Genomic DNA, 20,258 nt, shown 5'->3' on the forward strand with positions numbered 1-20,258 from the left:
CGGCGCAATGTGGAGGTAGCATGAGTCACTTTCTGGACCGCCTGAAATTTTTTAGCAAGCCCGCCGAGCCGTTTTCAAACGGCCATGGCACCGTGGTCGATGAAGACCGTACCTGGGAAAACGCCTACCGCCAGCGCTGGCAGCACGACAAGATCGTGCGCTCCACGCATGGCGTGAACTGCACCGGCTCATGCAGCTGGAAGGTATATGTCAAGAATGGCCTGATCACCTGGGAAACCCAGCAAACCGATTATCCGCGCACGCGGCCCGACCTGCCGAACCACGAACCGCGCGGCTGCCCGCGCGGCGCCAGCTATTCCTGGTACGTGTATTCGGCGCAGCGCGTGAAATACCCGATGGTGCGCGGCCGCCTGATGGAAATGTGGCGCGAAGCGCGCAAGACCATGGACCCCGTCACGGCCTGGGACTGGATCAGCCAGGATCCCGTGCGCTCGCAGCAGTACAAGTCCATTCGCGGCCTGGGCGGCTTCGTGCGCGCCACCTGGGACGAATCGAATGAAATCATCGCCGCCGCGAATGCGCTGACGATCAAGAAATACGGCCCGGACCGCGTTGTCGGCTTTTCGCCGATTCCCGCCATGTCCATGGTCAGCTATGCCTCCGGCACGCGCTACCTGTCGCTGATCGGCGGCGTGGCCCTGAGTTTCTATGACTGGTACTGCGACTTGCCGCCGGCCAGCCCGCAAGTGTGGGGCGAGCAGACGGACGTGCCGGAATCGGCCGACTGGTACAACTCGACCTATCTGATGGTGTGGGGCTCGAACGTGCCGATGACGCGCACGCCGGACGCCCACTTCTACACGGAAGTGCGCTACAAGGGCACGAAAACCGTGGCCATCTCGCCCGACTACGGCGAAATGGTGAAATTCGGCGACATCTGGCTGGCGCCGAAGCAGGGCACGGATGCCGCGCTGGCGCTGGCCATGGGCCACGTCATCCTCAAGGAATTCCACTCGGAAGGGCAGAGCGCCTACTTCCGCGACTATGCGCGCCAGTACACGGACTTCCCCATGCTGGTGCTGCTCAAGGAGCATAACGGCACCCTGGTGCCCGACTACTTCCTGCGCGCTTCGCACCTGGACAACAACCTCGACGAAACCAACAATCCGGAATGGAAAACCCTCGTCATCGATGAAACCACGGGCGCCATCACGGCGCCGGCAGGCTCCATCGGCTTCCGCTGGGGCGAATCGGGCAAGTGGAACCTGGAGCAAAAAGCGGGCGGCAGCGGCGAACCTATCGTGCCGATGCTCTCCATGATCAACGACAGCGACGCCGTCACGGAAGTGGGTTTCGCCTACTTCGGCGGCAAGGATGCGTCCGACATGTTGCTGCGCAAGGTGCCGGTGAAAACCATCCGCCTGGCCGACGGCACGACGGGCCTCGTCACCACCGTGTTCGACCTGACGCTGGCCAACTACGGCATCGACCGTGGCCTCGGCGGCGAAAACGTGGCGGAAAGCTATGACGACGACGTGCCGTACACCCCCGCATGGCAGGAGAAGCACACGGGCGTGAAACGCGCCGACGTCATCACCGTGGCGCGCCAGTTCGCGGAAAACGCGGACCAGACGCGCGGCAAGAGCATGGTCATCGTGGGCGCCGGCCTGAATCACTGGTACCACATGGACATGACGTACCGCGGCATCATCAACATGCTGATGATGTGCGGCTGTATCGGCCAGTCGGGCGGCGGCTGGGCCCATTACGTGGGCCAGGAAAAACTGCGTCCGCAAACGGGCTGGACGCCTTTGGCCTTCGCCCAGGACTGGGTGCGTCCGATGCGCCAGATGAACGGCACCTCGTTCTTCTATGCCCACACGAGCCAGTGGCGCCATGAAAAGCTGGAAACGGGCGACATCGCCTCGCCATCGGCGGCCGGCGGCACGGGCGACCTGACCCTGCTCGACTACAACGCCAAGGCGGAACGCATGGGCTGGCTGCCATCGGCGCCGCAGCTGCAGACCAATCCGCTGGAAGTGGCCAAGGCCGCCAAGGCGGCGGGGCAGACGCCGGCCGCATATGCGCTCGACCAGATCAAGGCGGGCCAGCTGCAGTTCTCGTGCGACGACCCGGACAACCCGGCCAACTTCCCGCGCAATATGTTCGTCTGGCGCTCGAATATCCTGGGCAGCTCGGGCAAGGGCCACGAGTACTTCCTGAAATACCTGCTCGGCACGCAGAACGGCTTGCTCAGCGACGAAGACGACTGCATCACGCCGAAGCAGGTAAAAGTGCGTCCTGCCGCCGAAGGCAAGCTCGATCTGCTGGTGGTGCTGGACTTCCGCATGTCGACCACGTGCCTGTATGGCGACGTGGTGCTGCCGACGGCCACCTGGTACGAAAAGGATGATCTGAATACGTCGGACATGCATCCGTTCATCCACCCGCTGTCGGAAGCCGTGCAGCCCTTGTGGCAATCGAAGTCGGATTGGGAAATCTACAAGGGCATCGCCGAGAAATTCTCGGAAATCGGCGGCGAGCTGCTGGGTACCCAGCAAGACATCATCCTCACGCCGCTGATGCACGACACCCCGGGCGAACTGGGCCAGCCTTTCGATCCCAAGGATTGGCGCGCCGGCGAATGCGACGCCATTCCCGGCAAGACCATGCCGAACATGACGGTGGTCGAGCGCAATTACCGCGACGTGTACAAGAAGTTCACCTCGATCGGCCCGCTGCTGGAAACCATCGGCAACGGCGGCAAGGGCATTTCCTGGAAAACTGGGCATGAAGTCGAGGTCCTGCGCGGCGTCAACCGCACGGTGCTCGAAGATGGCGTCTCCAAGGGCCAGCCGCGCCTCGATACGGCCATCGACGCGGCCGAGATGATTTTGTCGTTGGCGCCGGAAACGAATGGCCACGTGGCCGTCAAGGCCTGGGCCGCGCTGTCGGCCATCACGGGACGCGAGCATACGCACCTGGCGCTGCCGCGCGAGCATGACAGCATCCGCTTCCGCGACGTGCAGGCGCAGCCGCGCAAGATCATTTCCTCGCCCACCTGGTCGGGCCTGGAAAGCGAAGAAGTCAGCTACACGGCCGGCTATACCAACGTGCATGAACTGATCCCTTGGCGCACCCTGACGGGCCGCCAGCAGTTCTACCAGGATCATTTGTGGATGCGCGATTTCGGCGAAGGGCTGTGCGTGTACAAGCCGGCCATCAACACGAAGACGACGGAAGCGCTGCTGGGCACCAAGCCAAACGGCAACAAGGAACTGGCGCTGAACTTTTTGACGCCGCACCAGAAGTGGGGCATCCACTCCACGTATTCGGACAACCTGCGCATGCTGACCCTGTCGCGCGGCGGACCGCACGTGTGGCTGTCGGAGACCGACGCGAAGACGGCCGGCATCGTCGACAACGACTGGATCGAAGTGTTCAACGTGAACGGCAGCCTGACGGCGCGCGCCATCGTCAGCCAGCGCATCCCGGCCGGCATGACGATGATGTACCACGCCCAGGAAAAGATCATCAATGTGCCTGGCGCGGAGATGACGGGCAAGCGGGGCGGCATCCATAACTCGGTGACGCGGGCCGTGCCCAAGCCGACGCACATGATCGGCGGCTACGCCCAGCTGGCGTACGGCTTCAATTACTACGGCACGGTGGGCTCCAACCGCGATGAATTCGTATTGGTGCGCAAGATGAACAAGGTCGACTGGCTCGAAGGCCCGTTGCAGGAAGAAGGAGCATAGTATGAAAATCAGAGCGCAAATCGGCATGGTGCTGAACCTGGACAAGTGCATTGGCTGCCACACCTGTTCCGTCACCTGCAAGAACGTATGGACCAGCCGCGACGGCGTCGAGTACGCATGGTTCAACAACGTGGAAACCAAGCCGGGCATCGGCTATCCGAAGCAGTGGGAAAACCAGGACAAGTGGAATGGCGGCTGGCGCCGCACGGACGCGGGCAAGATCGAGCCGCGCCAGGGCAGCCGTCTGAAAATCCTGGCCAACATCTTCGCCAACCCGAACCTGCCGGCCATCGACGAGTATTACGAGCCGTTCACCTACGACTACGAGCACCTGCAAAGCGCGCCGCTGTCGCAGACGCCGCCGACGGCCCGTCCGATCTCCGTGCTGACGGGGAAAAAGATGGAAAAAATCGAGTGGGGCCCGAACTGGGAAGATGACCTGGGAGGCGAATTCGCCCAGCGCAGCAAAGATAAACTGTTCGACAACATGCAGAAGGAGATGTACGGCACGTTCGAAAACACCTTCATGATGTACTTGCCGCGCCTGTGCGAGCATTGCCTGAACCCGACGTGCGTGGCGTCTTGCCCATCCGGCTCCGTCTACAAGCGCGAAGACGACGGCATCGTGCTGATCGACCAGGACAAGTGCCGCGGCTGGCGCATGTGCATCTCCGGTTGCCCGTACAAGAAGATTTACTACAATTGGTCGTCTGGCAAGGCGGAGAAGTGCACCTTCTGCTTCCCGCGCATCGAAGCGGGCCAGCCTACCGTGTGCTCGGAAACGTGCGTGGGCCGCATCCGCTATCTGGGCGTGCTGCTGTACGACGCCGACAGGATCGAGGCTGCCGCCTCCGTGCCGCAAGAGCAGGACCTGTACCAGGCGCAGCTCGACCTGTTCCTCGACCCGCACGACCCGGCCATCATCGCCGAGGCGCGCCGCCAGGGCATCCCGGACCTTTGGCTGGAAGCGGCCGTCAAGTCGCCCGTCTACAAGATGGCCGTCGAGTGGAAAGTGGCGTTCCCGCTGCATCCCGAGTACCGCACCTTGCCGATGGTGTGGTACGTGCCGCCCCTGTCGCCGATCCAGGCGGCCGCCGAATCGGGCAAGCTGGGCGTGAACGGCATGCTGCCGGACACGCAGAGCCTGCGCATACCCGTGCAGTACCTGGCCAATCTGTTGACGGCCGGCGACCAGCCGCCCATCGTCACGGCACTGGACCGCATGCTGGCGATGCGTGCCTACATGCGCAGCAAGACTGTCGAGAAGGTGGAGAACCTCACGGTTCTGAAACAGGTGGGCTTGACCAAGGCGCAGGTGGAGGACATGTACCACATCATGGCCATCGCCAATTACGAAGACCGCTTCGTCATCCCCAGCAGCCACAAGGAAATGGCCGAGGACAGTTTCAACGAGAAGGGTTCGTGCGGCTTCAGCTTCGGCAATGGCTGCTCGGACGGCACCAGCGAGCCGACCTTGTTCGGCAAGAAAAAGCACGGTTCGGCCATCTTCATGCAGATGCCGAAGTCGCGCAAAACGGCGCCAGGCGCTTAAGGAGCTCATATGGAACACGCTATGCATCACTACCAAGTCCTTTCTCGCCTGCTGCTGTATCCCGAGCCAGAGCTGATCGCGCACCTGCCGCAGCTCGGCGCCGCGCTGGCGGCCGTGCCGGAGCAGCACGCGCTGCTGCGGCCCTTGCTGGCGCACCTGGAAAGCAGCAGCCTGATCGACCTGCAGCAGCAGTACGTGGCCACCTTCGACCGCAATCCGTCGCACTCGCTGCACCTGTTCGAGCATATCCACGGCGAATCGCGCGACCGGGGCCAGGCCATGGTCGACCTGATGGAGGAATACAAGCGCCACGGCCTGCAAATGGTGGGCGACGACTTGCCCGACTTCGTGCCCCTGTTCCTGGAGTTTCTGGCACAGCTCGACGAGGAAGTCTCGGCACCGCTGCTGGGCGACGCCGTCCACGTGCTGGCGCACATCGGCCGCAAGCTGACGGCCAACGGCAGCCCGTACGCGCCCGTCTTCACGCTGCTCGAACGCCTGAGCCCCGTGGCGGCAGAAATGCTGGCCGAACCGCCGGTGCGCGACATGGACGAAGCGCTGGAAACCTTCGGTCCCGGTGCGGACGGCGTCGAGCCGTTGCTGCGCCAAGCGCCGGGCGGCGTCCATCCCGTGCATTTTCACCCGCAGCCGCGGCGCGCCGCTTGAATCGCGTCCGCATGAGGAGAGTACATCATGAGTAATTACTTGCATCAATTTGTGTATGGCATTTATCCATACATCGCGCTGGCCATCTTTTTCCTGGGTAGCCTGATCCGTTTCGACCGCGAGCAATATACGTGGAAGTCCGATTCCAGCCAGCTGTTGCACCGCGGCAGCCTGCGCCTGGGCAATATCCTGTTCCACATCGGCATCATCGGCCTGCTGTTCGGCCATGCGGCCGGCTTGCTGACCCCCGTCTGGGTATGGGATACCCTGGGCGTGTCGCATAGCCTGAAGCAGGGCGTGGCCATGGCGGCCGGCGGCGTGATGGGCGGCCTGTGCCTGGTCGGCATCCTGATCCTGCTGGCGCGCCGCTTCGGCAATGAACGGCTGCGCGCCGTCACCACGGCCGGCGACAAGCTGGTGATGGTGTGGATCTTGCTGACCTTGCTGCTGGGCCTGTCGTCGATCTTCGTCTCGGCTTCGCACATGGATGGCCACATGATGGTCTTGCTGATGAACTGGGCGCAGCACATCGTGACCTTCCGCGGCGACGCGGCCAGCTTCATCGTCGATGCGCCGCTGGTGTTCAAGCTGCATCTGTTCATGGGCATGTCGCTGTTCGTCATCTTCCCGTTCACCCGCCTGGTGCACGTGTGGAGCGGCTTTGGCGCCATTGGATATCTGGGCCGCGCCTATCAGTTGGTGCGCCGCCGTTAAAAAACGCCATGAAAAATCTACTGCGCGTAGCGATTTGCGGCCTGCGATGCTCACTGTGCATGCGCACAGCTGCGCTTCTCAGCCGCAACTCATCTCCGCTCGCGACGATTTTTCAGGCTATTTATGGAAGGAAAGTAAGATGGGAATCTCCGTCAATGGCATCGATATCGACGATGCCGACATCGCGCAGGAGCTGCCGCATCACGACGGCGCCGGCAATCCGCTGAAACAGGCCGTGCATGAACTGGTGCTGCGCCGGCTCCTGCTCGACGAGGCCGAACGCCTCGGCGTGCAGGGTGGCAGTACTGACGACCGCATCGAAGCGCTGTTTGCGCAGGAAGTGCGCGTGCCGCCCGCCGACGATGCGGCTTGCCGCACCTTTTATGCGCAGCGCCCGCAGCTGTTCAGCAGCGGGGCGCTGGTCGAGGCGCGCCACATCCTGTTCCAGGTGACGCCCGAGGCGCCGCTGGAGCTGCTGCGCACGACGGCGCAAGCCGTGCTCGATGCCCTGAAACTGGCGCCCGAGCGCTTCGGCGAACTGGCGGCGCAGTATTCGAACTGTCCGTCCGGCGCCCTGGGGGGCAACCTGGGCCAGCTGTCGCCGGGCCAGAGCGTGCCGGAATTCGACGCGCTGCTGTTCCGCCTGGAAGAGGGCGCGCTGGCCGGCCATTTGCTGGAAACGCGCTTCGGCTACCACATCGTGCAAGTGCTGCGCCGGGTCGAAGGCCAGGCCATCGCCTACGAGGCGGTGCAGGCGCAGATCGCCGACCGCCTGTCGCGCGCCGCGTGGCAGCGCGCCGTGCACCAGTACCTGCACTTGCTGGTGGGGCGCGCCGAGATCGCCGGCGTCGAGCTGGAAGGCACAGCCAGTCCGCTGGTTCAGTAGGCTGAAAGGCGTAGTCCGAAAGGCGTAGGCCGCTAGGCCTTCTGGGGCACAGCCAGATCGTGCCCCAGCCTTTACAATCAAGAAAGAAACAGGAGTAGCGTCATGGGTAGCGTCAAGTTGCAGGACCGTTTTGGCCGTTCGATCGATTATGTGCGGCTGTCCGTTACCGACCGTTGCGATTTGCGCTGCAGTTACTGCATGCCCAAGGGCTTTCGCGGCTTCGAGGAACCGAAGGACTGGCTGACATTCGACGAGATCGAGCGCCTGCTGGGCATCTTCGTTCGCCTCGGCACGCGCCGCGTGCGCCTGACGGGCGGCGAGCCCCTGTTGCGGCGCAACCTGCCCGAACTGGCGCAGCGGCTGACGGCGTTGCCTGGCCTGCAGGACCTGTCGCTGTCGACGAATGCCACCCAACTGGGCAAGCACGCCGTGGCCTTGCGCGCGGCGGGCGTGGACCGCATCAACGTCAGCCTGGATTCGCTGGACCGCGCCTGCATGCAGCAGATCACGGGGCGCGACAGCCTGCAACCGATTCTGGATGGCCTGATGGCGGGCAAGGCGGCCGGTTTCGACCCGATCAAGATCAATATGGTGGCCATGCGCGGCGTCAATGACGGCCAGATCGAGGCCATGGCGGCGTTCTGCATCGAGCAGCAGTTCATCCTGCGCCTGATCGAAGCCATGCCCATGGGCAGCACGGGCCGCAATGCCTGCTACATGCCCCTTGGCCCCGTGCGCGAGCGCCTGGCGGCCCGCTTTGGCCTGGTGCCGCAGGCGATGGAGCTCGGTGGCGGGCCGGCGCGCTACATGGCGACAGCCGACGGGCGCTCGAGCATCGGCTTCATCACGCCCATGTCGCAGCATTTTTGCGCCACCTGCAACCGCGTGCGCCTGTCCGTCGATGGTACCCTGTACCTGTGCCTGGGCCAGGAAGAGAAATTCGCCTTCGGCCCCATGCTGCGCGGCGGGGCCACGGATGCGGAGATCGAAGGGGCGATCCGCGCCGCCATCGAACTCAAGCCGCAGCAGCATGATTTCAATACGCAGCCCGATAAAATCATCCGGTTCATGGCACAGACGGGCGGCTGAGGCAGTTTGCATTTACATTCAAGGGCGGTATGAAATTCAAGGCGATGTTTTCCTCCTGGCAGAAGCTGTCGACCAAGATCGTCGGCGCGCTGCTGCTCATGCTGGTGCTGGCCCTGGGCGCCATCGGTTGCACCCTGTTCCTGTCGTGGCAGCTGGAAGGCAGTTCTGCCGCCATCAACGAGACGGGCCGGCTGCGCATGCAGACCTACCGCCTGACCCTGCTGCTTGCCAGCGACGCCCGCGAACAGGCGCGCCAGCAGGCGATGCTGATCGACGAGACCCTGGCCAAGATCGGCCACGGCGACCCGCAGCGCCCCTTGTTCCTGCCGCCCAGCACGGCCATCAAGTCGGAATTCGAGCGCATCGGCGTTGCCTGGCGCGGCGCCCTGCGTCCGTCCGCGCTGGCCGCCGATTCCACCGCGCGCGCGCGCCAGTTCGAGCATGACGCCGATACCTTCGTGGGGCAGGTCGACCAATTGGTGCGCCTGATCGAGCACGATAGCGAACAGCGCACCTTCTGGCTGCGCGCCTCGCAGCTGATCCTCGTCGGCATGGCCGTCATCGGCACGGTCAGCATGATCTACCTGATGTTCATGCTGATCATCGAACCGGTGACGCGGCTGCGCCTTGGCATGCAGCGCATGAAGGAGCGCGATTTCAGCGTGCGCCTGGCAGTGGAAAGCAATGACGAATTCGGCCAGCTGGCCAGTGGCTTCAACCAGATGGCCGACCGCCTGCAGGCGCTGTACGGCAACCTGGAAGAGGGCGTGCGCAGCAAGACGGCCACCCTCGAATACCGCAACCGCGAACTGGCGCTGCTGTACGAAAGCGCCGCCTTTTTGCAGCGCCCGCAGCCCCTGGAAGACATTTGCGGCGGCTTCATGCAGCGCATCGTCGACTATTTCGAAGCCGATGGCTCCACCGTGCGCGTGCTCGACGCCGAGCGGGGCAACCTGCACATGGTGGTGCACACGGGCCTGTCCGAGGAGCTGGTGGCGTCCGAGCATTGCCTGAAGGTGGGCGACTGCCTGTGCGGAACGGCCGTCGAGATGAAGGTGGCGAAGGTGCACGACATGCGCCGCATCGACAAGGCGCACGAGCTGCGCTGCCACCGCGAAGGCTTTGCCACCGTCTCCGTCTTCCATATCCACGCGCACGAACAGCACCTGGGCTTTTTCAACCTGCATTTCCGCCATGCGCGCGTGTTTTCCGCGCGCGAGCTGGCCTTGCTGGAAACCCTGGGCCAGCTGCTGGGCATCGCGCTGGAAAACCTGCGCCTGGCCGCGCGCGAGCGCGAAATGGCCATTTCCGAAGAGCGCAACCTGGTGGCGCAAGGCCTGCACGACAGCATCGCGCAAAGCCTCAATTTCCTCAACCTGCAAGTGCAGATGCTCGACGACTCCGTGCGCAACGCCCGTTTCGACGAGGTGGCGGGCATCGTGCCGGCCCTGCATGCGGGCGTGAAGGAAAGCTACGAGGACGTGCGCGAGCTGCTGGCGAACTTCCGCAGCCGCCTGATGGAGGATGACCTGATCGGCTCCCTGCGCGCGGCGGTGGACAAATTCCGCCGCCAGACGGGCATCGAGGCCGATCTGCTGGCCGACGTCGACGGCGCGCCATTCCCCCGCGAGCAGCAATTGCAGTTATTATTCATCGTGCAGGAAGCGCTGTCGAACATCCGCAAGCACGCCCAGGCCAGCCACGTCGAGGTGCGCCTCGCCGATCATCAGGACTTTACCTTGACGATCAGCGATAATGGCGTCGGCTTCGATGCTGCCGCCGTGCTGGAAAAGGGCGACAGCCATGTCGGCATCCATATCATGCGCGAGCGCGCACAGCGCATCGACGCCACGTTCGACGTGCATGCCTGTCCCGGCGGCGGCACGACCGTCGAACTGCACCTGTCGCGCGAACAGCGCCGCGCCGCCTAAGTAACTATCTGAAAGTACAAAAAATGGAGACTCCCGATAAACCGATCACCGTCATGCTGGTGGACGACCACGCGCTGTTCCGCAGCGGCATACGCTCGCTGCTGCAGCGGCATACGGACTTTTCCGTCGTGGGCGAGGCGGCCGATGGCGTGGAAGGCATCAAGCGCGCCATCCAGCTGCAGCCCGACGTGGTGCTGCTGGACCTGAACATGGCCGGCATGTCCGGCGTCGAAGCGCTGCAACTGATGCAGCACGACTGTCCCGACACGGCCATCGTCATGCTGACCGTGTCGGAAGACGCGGAAGACCTGGCGACGGCCCTGCGCGCGGGCGCCTGCGGTTACCTGATCAAGAATATCGATGCCGACTACCTGGTGCGCGCCATCCGCCGCGCGGCCGCCGGCGAAGTCGTCATCGCCGAAGCCATGACGGGCAAGCTGGTGGCGCAGCTGCAGGCGGGCACGCGGCGCGAAGAACCCGTGTCGGAACTCGACAAGCTCACGCCGCGCGAAAAGGAAATCATCGACTGCCTGTCGCGCGGCGAGAGCAACAAGGGCATCGCGCGCACCCTCGACCTGGCCGAAAGCACGGTCAAGATCCACGTGCAGAACGTGCTGAAAAAACTCAACCTCACCAGCCGCGTGCAGGCGGCCGTGTATGCGGTCGAGCACCGCCAGGGCAAGTAGCCCGGTAGAAGGGTCTGGCCCGCCGGGTCGGACCCAGGCCCACTGCCATCTATTTCGCTAGTTCTTTTTGCCGATAGCCGTCCTTGTACTTTTAAAGTAGTATATTGAATATATCTTTAAAAGCGAGCCCATCATGGCCATCACCCCGATCAGCGAACCATCTCCTACTGCCGCCGCCCCCGGCGCGGCGCCCTGGCATGCCGGCCACGCCGTCTGGCAACTGGGTTTCCGCCCGTTCTACCTGCTGGCGGCCGTGTTTGCGGCCATCAGCATTCCCCTGTGGCTGGCCAGCTATTTCGGCGTGCTTGCGGGCGGCCTGCACGTGGGGCTGGGCTGGCATATGCATGAAATGGTGTTCGGCTTTGCGCTGGCCGTCGTCGTTGGTTTCCTCTACACGGCGGGGCGCAACTGGACGGGCTTGCCCACGCCGCACGGCGCCCAGCTGATGGCGCTGGCGGCGTTGTGGCTGGCGGGGCGCGTGGCCATGCTGTGCGGCGCCGGCCTCGTGGCAGCGCTGGTCGACTGGCTGTTCCTGCCGCTGGCCGCCTGGCCCCTGTATCGGGTGCTGCGCCGCTCGGGCAATACGCGCAACCTGTTCCTCGTCGGTCTGCTGGCCTTGCTGGCGCTGGCCAATGGCCTGTTCCACGCGTCCGTGCTGGGTTGGCTGCCGCTGTCGCTGTTTGTGCCCGTGCAGGCGGCCATCTTCATCATCGTGCTGATCGAATCGGTGATCGGCGCGCGCGTGATTCCCATGTTCACCCGCAATGGCGCGCCAGGCAGTACGCCCGTGGCCAGTCCGCAGCGGGCCTTGATCGCCGTGGCCTGCATGGCGGCGGCTGCGATCGCGTGGCTGGCTGGTGCGCCGGTCTGGCTGACGGCTCCGCTGGCCTTCTGTGCCGCCGGCATATCGCTGGCCAACCTGCTGGCATGGCAGCCACAGCGCACCTTGCGCGTGCCGCTGCTGTGGATACTGCACCTGTCGTATGCGTGGCTCGGCATCGGCTTCGCGCTGCTGGCGCTGGCCAGCCTGCACCTGCTGCCGGCCAGCGCCGCGTTTCACGCGCTGACGGTGGGGTCGATGGCGGGCCTGATCATCGGCATGATGACGCGCACGACCCTGGGCCACACGGGCCGTCCGTTGAAAGGCGGCAGGGCGGAAGCGGCGATGTACTGGCTGATCCAGCTGGGCGCGCTGGCGCGCCTGCTGGCCGCCGTCGGTCCCGTTTCGCTTTCCATGCCGCTGCTGCTGGCGGCCGGCGCTTGCTGGTCGCTGGCCTTTGGCCTGTATGCGTGCGTGTATGCGCCGTACCTGTGGCGCGCCAGGGTGGATGGCCGCGAAGGCTAGGCTGGTATCAGGAAGGGCGCCAGACCAGCAGTTTCCTGATTTCCGGCGTCCAGTAGGACAGCGATTCGCCCACGAAGAATAGCAGCAGGCCCAGCATCAAGGCTTTCAGCAGTAAATCCCTGCACCAGATCATGGCGTCTCCCAAATTTTCATATTGGCAAGTTTATCATTGGCATGCCTGGCCATGTTGCGTTTCTGGCACTGCCGCCTGGCCGGACGGCGGCGTCCGTGCCGTGAAGGCGGCGACGGCCTCGATGGCCTGCGCCAGCGCCTGTTCCAGTGCATCGAGGGCGGCGGCCGCATCGTCGCCGGCGTGCAGCAGCTGTTCCGCATGCCGGGCCGCATGCAGGGTGGCAGGCAGGGCCAGGCTGCCGGCCACGCCCGCCAGCTTGTGCGCCAGCGCGGCCGCATCGCCGCGCGCATTGGCCGCCAGCAGGGCGCGCATGGTGTCCACCGTGTTGCGATAAGTGCTGCCAAAGCGCGACAGATGCTGGCGGTAGGGCGCTGCATCGGGCCACTGCGCCATCCCCTGCGCCAGGTCGATCGCGGGCGCCGCGCCGTTTGGCGGCACGGGCATCGCCATTTCGGCCAGGGCCGGCGGCAGGGACGGCAGCCCTTGCGCATGGCGCCGGTGCACGCGCGCGATCAGGGCTATGGTCTGCGGCACGTCGAACGGTTTGCTGATGAAATGGTTTACGCCCGCTTCCAGCGCCGCCGCGCGCTGTGTCTGGAACGCCCCAGCCGTCAGTGCCACCACGGGCAGGTCCTGGAATTGCGGCAGCTGGCGCAGCGCGCGCGTCGCCTGCAAGCCATCCATGACGGGCATCTGTACATCCATCAGCACGATGTCGACGTCGGCGGGGTGCGCCAGCAGCCAGTCCAGCGCCTGCCGGCCATCGCAGGCGAATGAGGGCACGGCCCCCTGGTCGCACAGGATATGCTTGACCACGTCGCGGTTGATCTCGCTGTCGTCGACCACCAGCACGCGCACGCCGGCCAGCTGGCGCTCTTCCAGCGGAGCAAGGCTGGCGTCCAGGCCGGCGGCCCTGGCGCGCTGCTGGCGCGCCTCCACCGTCGCGTTGTACAGGCTGGAAGCGGTCACCGGTTCGTTGAGGATGGCATCGGCGGCATTGGCCGGGTCGGTGCACCGTCGCGCTGGTGCTGTCGCCGGCGCGCCGCTGGCTGCCAGGATGACGACGGGACAGTCCTGCGGCGGCAAGTATTCGCGCAGCGCGCGCGCCGTGGCTTCGCCATCGAGCCCCTGCATGCGCGCGGCCAGCAGCACCACGCCGGGTCGCGCATCCCCGGCGCAGGCCAGCGCATAATCGAGTGCCGCCTGGCCGCCGGACACGGCATGCACTTGCCAGCCCAGGCCGCGCGCCACGGCGCCCACCGCTTCGCGCGTGCCGGCGTTGCCATCGGCCAGCAAGACGCGCAGGTCCTGCATGCCCCGCATGTCGGGCGCTGACAGGGCGCCGGCGGGCAGCAGTTGCAGCGGCACCGTGAAACTGAATGCGCTGCCCTGGCCCAATGCGCTTTTCAGGTGCAGGGCGCCGCCCATCAGGCGCACCAGCTGGCGGCAGATGGTCAGGCCCAGGCCCGTGCCGCCGAAGCGGCGCGTGGTGGACGTGTCGGCCTGGGCGAACGCGGAAAAGATCGCTTCCTGCACTTCGGGGGCGATGCCGATGCCCGTGTCGCGCACGCAAAAGCGCAGCACGGCGGCGTCGCCGTCCCGGCTCTCCAGCGCACTCGTCAGCTCGACCGTGCCTTGCGCGGTGAACTTGATGGCATTGCTGGTCAGGTTGACCAGCACCTGTTCCAGCCGCAGCGCGTCGCCCAGCACGTGGTCGATGCCATCGGGCAGCGGCCCGATCCGCACCTCAACCGGCTTGTCATGCGCGGCCACGCCCATGCTGGCGGCAATCTTCTCGATCACTTCGGCTAGGCGGAACGGCGCCTGCTCGATGGTCATGTGGCCCGCCTCGATTTTCGAGACGTCCAGCACGTCGTTGATGATGCCCAGCAGCGACTGGCCGGCGGCGCGGATCTTGCGCGTCATCAGCAGTCCTTCTTCATCCTGGCTGCCCCTTTCCAGCAGCCAGGCCATGCCGAGGATGGCGTTGAGCGGCGAGCGGATTTCATGGCTCATGTTGGCGAGGAATTCCGCCTTGCTGCGGTTGGCCGCCTCGGCGCCATCGCGCGCCAGCAGCATGGCCGCCTCGGCCTGCTTTTGCGCGGAAATATCCTGGGCAAAGATCAGCGTGGCCGGCCCATCCTTGAGCATCACGCGCGTGCTGGTCTTGAGGATGGGCACGGGCCGGCCCTGCTTGTCCACACCGACGGCTTCAAACATCTGTTCGCTGGCCGAATCGGCCTCGATCAGCGCCTCGTTGCTTGCCAGCGCCACTTGCGAGGCGGGCGTGAGCATGGCGCGCCAGGGCAGGCCGCTCAGGTCATCCTCGAGGGCGTAGCCGTGCAGGTGGCGGTAGCGGGGATTGGAATACACGAAGCGCCCATGGCGCAGGATGGCGATCGCCACCGGCGCATCTTCGATCAAGGTGCGAAAGCGCGTTTCGCTGTCGGACACGGCTTGCATGGCCTGGCGTTCCCTTTCCTGCTCCACCTGCCAGGCGGCTTGCTGCCGCCGCCGCCGCTGGCTCCAGAACAGCAGGCTGGCCGCAGCCAGGGCCAGCATGGCAAAGCAGAGGGTGTAGCCCAGCGCCTGCCGCCGCAGCGGGGCGGCGATGGCCGCTTCTTCGCGGCTCAGGCCGATGATCAGGGCGCGGTCCATGTGCAGCTCAGGCGGGGCGATGGTCGCCATGGCCATGACGCGGGGGGCGGCGGAGGCACCGGCCCCGGCAATCTCGACGCCGCTCAGCACGCCCGCCTGGTAGCCGCTGTCGCGGAAGCGCCGCAGGAAGCTGCCGGGCAGGTCCACATTGCCGCCATTGGCGCTTTTGGCCGGATAGTTCAGGAATTGCCGGCCGTCGCCATGCACCACCACGGCCCAGACATCGGCCGCATACATGGCGGTGCGGAACTTGGCCGTGAAGTATTCGCGGTCGAAGGTGGCCACCACGACGCCGGCAAAGCGGCCTTGCCGGTCCTGCACCATGCGCGACGCCGTGATGACCAGGTCTCGCTTGAAGGACAGGAAAGGGGCCGAGATGTACAGCATGCGCGCATCGGGCGCGTCGCGCGCCGTCTGGAAGTAGCCGCGGCGCGAAAAATCCTGGCTGGCCAGCTCCGGGATGTTGGTGGCGACCGGCTTGCCGCGGGCATCGATGACCAGCATGGTGCGCACGCCCGGCATGGCGTCGACCAGCGCGGCCAGGCGCCGTGGCAGGGCTTGCCCGGCGTCGGGTGCGGCGCCGGCGGCAAGATAATCACGGATCACGCCGTCGAGCACCTGATTCGTCGCCGCCAGGTCGACTTCGATATTTTTTGCCAGCAGCGCTGTCAGCACGCTCAGCCGTTCACGCTCGGCCGCATCGTGCCGCGCCGCCTCGGCCAGGTGCGCGTAGGCGAGGGCGGCAGCGACGATCAGCAGCCCGAGGAGCAAGAACAGCCATTCGATCAGTCGCCTGCGCAACGCCGCCGCATCTGTGTGATAGCTCATGTGGCGATGCTATACCTGATATGCACGGAGAACAACTTTTACGCATGACTACGCAGGTGATAGTGTGGCCAATTTGCCGCCAGGCGGCAGCCGCCGGCTAGCGCGCCAGCCAGCGCTCGACCATCGCGCGCAGCTGGGCGGCCGTGAAGGGCTTGGCCAGATAATCGTCCATGCCGGCCGCCAAGCAGCGCTGCCGGTCGTCTGCGGTGACGCCGGCCGTGAGGGCGATGACGGGCAGGCGTGGCGCGCCGCTGGCCGCTTCGCGGGCGCGCAGGGCCTGGCACGCCTGGTAGCCGTCCACGACGGGCATCATGCCATCCATCAGGACCAGGTCGTACTGTTGTTCGGCCAGCGCCTGCAGGCCCAGCGCGCCGTTCTCCGCCGTGTCGATGCGGTAGCCGCAGGTGCCCAGCTGCAGGCATACCAGCTGGCGGTTCAACGCCGTATCCTCGACCAGCAGGATGCGCGCGCCCGGCGCCGGTGCAGCTTCGGATGCGGATGGCGGCGCTGTCTCGGGCGCCGGCGGCTTGGCGGCATTCGCCGCCTCCGCGCCCGTTTGCGGCGCCAGCGCCATGGCCGCGTCGCGCTCCTGGCGTCGCAGCAGGGACATGATCAGGGCGATGGCCGCGGCCAGCACGAGCAGGCTGACCACGGCCGCGCCGCCCATGGTGCGCAGCATGCGCCGCCAGCCCGCCAGGTAGACCTCGTCCGTCACCGTCACGTTGATGGCCAGCGGATAGTCGCGTACCAGCCGTATGCCGGCCAGGCGGTTGACCGCGCGTCCCTGGTCGGCCGCGCGCGGCGAGTCCACTTGCAGCACGCCATCGGTCTTGCCCTGTTCCAGCAGGCGGTAGGTGCTGCCCGTCAGGTTGCGCTTGCCCATCATGGCGGGCACGGCCGGCCAGCGGGCCAGCAGCGTGTAGTCGCTGCGGTACAGGGAAAAGGCCGTGTGTTCGCCGATGCTGGTGCTGTGGAAGAATTTGCTGAAGAAGTCGCACGACAGGCCGACCAGCACCACGCCCAGGAAGCGGCCGTCCGACCCGCTGATGCGCCGGCTGATATAGAAGGTCCAGGCGCCATTGCCCTTGTTTTGCACGGGCGCGCTGACATGCATGCCGCCGTCCGGGTGGCGCCGGTGATACTCGAAGTAGTCGCGCTCGTCGAGGCGGATGGGGGGCGCGGGAAAGGCGCGGCTGAAGGCCAGCACGCTGGCATCGCTGCCGACGATGGACACCACATCCACTTGCGGCACGCCGCCGATCTTGTGCAACAGCATCTGGTGCATGGCCGGCGTGCCGGCGGTTGCTGCCAGCGCTTGCGCGTCCACGGGGGCGGCGGCTTCGATTTCGTTGCTGACGCTGTCGAGCACCAGGCTGGCCGCCGTCATGCTCTGCGCCGTGTTTTCCGCCAGCAGCAGCGACAGCTTGGACAGGTCCTGTTTCCAGTCATCGACGGCTTCGTGGTGCAGCAGCACGCCGGAGACGACGATGCTCAGCGCCAGCAGGCCCACCAGCACCAGGCCCGCGACGGCCGCCGTGGTGCGTGGCCGGTAGCGGTGCGCCAGACGCAGGAGGGCCTGGCGCGCGTTCATGCCTGCGCGCCCGTGTATTCAAGCATGCTGCGGCGTACCTCCTGCTCCACTGCGCCGACCAGCGCTGCCGTTTCAGCGAGCCAGCCCGGCGCCGCCACGCCCCGGTGGCGCACCAGGTGCTCCAGTTCCGCCAGCCGCGCCACCAGGGTACTGGCGCCCAGCAGGACCACGGTGCCGCGCAAGGTATGGCAGCTATGCACGATGGCTTGCGCTACGCCGCCGCGCACGGCCTGCTCCACGCGCGCAAACATGGCTGGCGACGTATCGAGGTAGGTCTGCGACAGGGCGCGGAACATCTCCAGGTCGCGGCCGGTGGCCTGGAACAGCACGGCAGGATCGATGTGGCGATAGGCTGGCATGGCGGCTCCGGGACGAGAGGGGAGGCGGTGGCGGGCTAGGCGGCCAGGCTGTTGCGCCGCGCATGGCCGGCGCAGCAGGCGCGCAGATAGCCGCGCAGTTCGTCGTAATTGACGGGCTTGGCAAAGAACACCACGCCGGGCGGTACGCCGCCCCGTTCTTCCAGTTCCTCCGGCGTCAGGCTCGACAGCATGGCGATGTGCATGTCCGCCAGCAGCGGGTCGGCCAGGATGGTGCGGATCACCTCGTAGCCGTCGATGCCGTCCATGATGATGTCGGCCAGCAGGATATCGGGCTGGTCGCGGGCAATTTCCATCAGCGCCTGGTAGCCGTTCTCGCAAAAGCGCAAGCTTGCCTGCAAGCCCCATGCGCCGATCTGCTTTTCATACAGCGCGCGTTCGATGGGATTGTCTTCGATCACCAAAATCGAGGGCGGGCGGCCCGATGGGACGGCGCGGCTGGCCCGCGCCGCGCGCTGGTCCTGGCCCTGCTGGCCGGGATTGCCCTTGTAAGCCTCGACAGCCGCGAGGGGAATGCGGCGGTGGCCACCCTTGGTCTTCCAGGCTTCGATAACGCCGGCCTCGACCAGTTGCTGCACCGATGTGACCGAGATGCCGAGGATTTCGGCGGCCTTTTGGGTAGTGCAAACGTCTGCAGTGTGCATGATGGGTTCTATGGTCGCGGATGAAGTTAAAGGGAATGATACGCAATCGCGCTGAAGAAATCAATTTTAACGAATTAGATGAATTCACTAAAAACCTTACATGTCGCGCACCGGGTCCTGATGCACGCTCATGGCCGGCTTGCTACGCCGCTGCAGTCATCGGCCCGCGCCACGTCCGCCGTTTGCAGGGCCGTGACGGCTTGCGACAGCGCATCGAGCGCCACCAGCAGTTCCGCGTGCAGGCGGCGCAGCGCGCCGATATCGTTGGAAAAGCCCGCATGCACGGCCTGGCGCGCCAGCGCCTGCAAGGGGAGCAAGCCCATGGCGTGGCTGCCGTCGAGAATTTCCTGCGCCAGCACTCTTGCCGGGGCCGTCCGCTCGCAGCGCAGCGCATGGGCGATGCCGGCCAGGCGGTCGCGCGACTCGGCCACGAACAGTGCCAGAATCTCGCCCTGCAGGCGCCGGTCGTGGCCGAACATGGCGTCCAGGCGGGCTGCTTCGAATGGCGGCGTATCAGGCGCCTTGGGCGCTTGCGGCGGCGGTGCGCTGTCAGCCACTTTGGCCGGCGGCGCCGCCTTGCGCGTTTGCAGCAGCGCATGCAGATCGGCCGGCGTGCCGCCCGCGCCCGGCGCGCGGCCAGCCTGGCGCCAGCGGGTGCGGCGCCAGAGCAGGGCGGCCAGCAGCAACAGCAGGCCTGCCAGCGCCAGCGCCGGACGCATCAGCGACAGGTCTTCGCAGCGAAGGAAGGGGTGAATGGCAAGGAATGCGTTCATGGCAGTGCTCCAGTGCGCTCTATGCAAGTGATCCTGCGTGATGACTGACCTGAAATGCTTGGCTTGGATGTTTTCATTTTACGATAAAAAATCGTTTTATTCGAGAAATTTGTTGTTTATTTAGTTTATTCATTTTTTTCATCAAAAATCATATGGTTGTGGCGGGCTGTACGCTCAGCTCGTGTATAAAAAGCCACACGGCATGCATCGGACGCTGTGGCGTGTGGCACGCTTTGCCAATTAGTGAAAAAATGCAATTTCCTTGATCGCCATCAAATACGGTGCGCAGGCGCGTGCCGCCGACTGACTCTTGTAAAGGAGCATCATGACTGCCTCTGCCCGGCCTGGACCCTTGCTTATCATCACCGCAGTCATCTTCATCTTGCTGGGCCTGGCGCTTGCCGGCGGCGGCGCCTGGCTCGTCAGCCTCGGTGGTTCCTGGTATTACGTCGTGGCCGGTATTGGCATGCTCATCGCGGGTGCGCTCGTGTGGAAAAGGCGGCGCAGCGTCCAGCTGTTTCTCGCGCTGCTGCTGTTCGCCACCCTGATCTGGTCCGTGATCGAAGTGAAGTTCGACTGGTGGCAATTGCTGCCGCGCCTCGATATCTGGTTTGCCGCCGCCGTCTGGCTGCTGCTGCCGTTCATCGACCGCCGCCTCGATCCGCC

At 65.3% G+C, this 20,258-nt stretch carries 15 protein-coding genes and 1 pseudogene; 10 read left to right on the forward strand and 6 right to left on the reverse strand.

Annotated elements, in window-relative coordinates:
- The first annotated feature begins 20 nt into the window (after positions 1 to 20).
- From BLT98_RS28145 to BLT98_RS28185, 9 genes are all read left to right on the forward strand, one after another.
- On the forward strand, positions 21 to 3,719 hold the full coding sequence (locus BLT98_RS28145) for a nitrate reductase subunit alpha (RefSeq protein ID WP_092613633.1): 3,699 nt from the start codon (positions 21 to 23) through the stop codon (positions 3,717 to 3,719).
- 1 nt (position 3,720) lies between these two features.
- Complete coding sequence (gene narH, locus BLT98_RS28150; protein ID WP_070256337.1) at positions 3,721 to 5,271, forward strand: nitrate reductase subunit beta; 1,551 nt, start codon at positions 3,721 to 3,723, stop codon at positions 5,269 to 5,271.
- Between the two features lie 9 nt (positions 5,272 to 5,280).
- Positions 5,281 to 5,937: a nitrate reductase molybdenum cofactor assembly chaperone gene (narJ, locus tag BLT98_RS28155; RefSeq protein ID WP_231958226.1), complete on the forward strand. Its 657-nt coding sequence runs from the start codon at positions 5,281 to 5,283 to the stop codon at positions 5,935 to 5,937.
- Positions 5,938 to 5,964: 27 nt separating this feature from the next.
- Positions 5,965 to 6,651 (forward strand): respiratory nitrate reductase subunit gamma, encoded by a 687-nt coding sequence (gene narI, locus BLT98_RS28160; RefSeq protein WP_070256335.1) that lies wholly within the window; start codon positions 5,965 to 5,967, stop codon positions 6,649 to 6,651.
- A gap of 139 nt (positions 6,652 to 6,790) precedes the next feature.
- On the forward strand, positions 6,791 to 7,537 hold the full coding sequence (locus BLT98_RS28165) for a peptidylprolyl isomerase (RefSeq protein ID WP_034781603.1): 747 nt from the start codon (positions 6,791 to 6,793) through the stop codon (positions 7,535 to 7,537).
- A 102-nt stretch (positions 7,538 to 7,639) separates the two neighbouring features.
- Entirely contained in the window at positions 7,640 to 8,626 is a 987-nt protein-coding gene (gene moaA / locus BLT98_RS28170) for a GTP 3',8-cyclase MoaA (protein WP_092613635.1), read from the forward strand.
- Between the two features lie 44 nt (positions 8,627 to 8,670).
- Positions 8,671 to 10,557, forward strand: coding sequence for a type IV pili methyl-accepting chemotaxis transducer N-terminal domain-containing protein (locus BLT98_RS28175; RefSeq protein WP_244517765.1), 1,887 nt, complete (start codon positions 8,671 to 8,673; stop codon positions 10,555 to 10,557).
- Between the two features lie 23 nt (positions 10,558 to 10,580).
- Positions 10,581 to 11,243 (forward strand): response regulator, encoded by a 663-nt coding sequence (locus BLT98_RS28180; protein ID WP_034781594.1) that lies wholly within the window; start codon positions 10,581 to 10,583, stop codon positions 11,241 to 11,243.
- Positions 11,244 to 11,376: 133 nt separating this feature from the next.
- A complete protein-coding gene (locus tag BLT98_RS28185) occupies positions 11,377 to 12,588 on the forward strand; it encodes an NnrS family protein (RefSeq protein WP_092613639.1) in 1,212 nt (403 codons plus the stop codon).
- 7 nt (positions 12,589 to 12,595) lie between these two features.
- Here BLT98_RS28185 and BLT98_RS29715 read toward each other — a convergent pair whose 3' ends face one another.
- The 6 genes from BLT98_RS29715 to BLT98_RS28210 form a co-directional block, all read right to left on the reverse strand.
- Positions 12,596 to 12,721 carry a hypothetical protein gene (locus BLT98_RS29715; protein WP_280141278.1) on the reverse strand — a complete coding sequence of 42 codons (126 nt, stop codon included), beginning with the start codon at positions 12,719 to 12,721 and terminating at the stop codon, positions 12,596 to 12,598.
- 33 nt (positions 12,722 to 12,754) lie between these two features.
- Entirely contained in the window at positions 12,755 to 16,207 is a 3,453-nt protein-coding gene (locus BLT98_RS28190; protein WP_092613641.1) for a response regulator, read from the reverse strand.
- 97 nt (positions 16,208 to 16,304) lie between these two features.
- Positions 16,305 to 17,798 (reverse strand): response regulator, encoded by a 1,494-nt coding sequence (locus tag BLT98_RS28195; protein ID WP_092613643.1) that lies wholly within the window; start codon positions 17,796 to 17,798, stop codon positions 16,305 to 16,307.
- Positions 17,795 to 18,157, reverse strand: coding sequence for an Hpt domain-containing protein (locus BLT98_RS28200; protein WP_092613645.1), 363 nt, complete (start codon positions 18,155 to 18,157; stop codon positions 17,795 to 17,797). The genes BLT98_RS28195 and BLT98_RS28200 overlap by 4 nt, the downstream gene beginning before the upstream one ends.
- Before the next feature lie 35 nt (positions 18,158 to 18,192).
- Positions 18,193 to 18,819, reverse strand: a complete 627-nt coding sequence (locus BLT98_RS28205; protein ID WP_092613647.1) for a response regulator — start codon at positions 18,817 to 18,819, stop codon at positions 18,193 to 18,195.
- Between the two features lie 128 nt (positions 18,820 to 18,947).
- Complete coding sequence (locus BLT98_RS28210; protein WP_092613648.1) at positions 18,948 to 19,592, reverse strand: hypothetical protein; 645 nt, start codon at positions 19,590 to 19,592, stop codon at positions 18,948 to 18,950.
- Between the two features lie 325 nt (positions 19,593 to 19,917).
- Here BLT98_RS28210 and BLT98_RS28215 point away from each other — a divergent pair.
- Positions 19,918 to 20,258: pseudogene (locus tag BLT98_RS28215) on the forward strand (membrane-bound PQQ-dependent dehydrogenase, glucose/quinate/shikimate family); the annotation flags it as partial.

The organism is Janthinobacterium sp. YR213 (assembly GCF_900099875.1).
Classification (GTDB): domain Bacteria; phylum Pseudomonadota; class Gammaproteobacteria; order Burkholderiales; family Burkholderiaceae_D; genus Janthinobacterium; species Janthinobacterium lividum.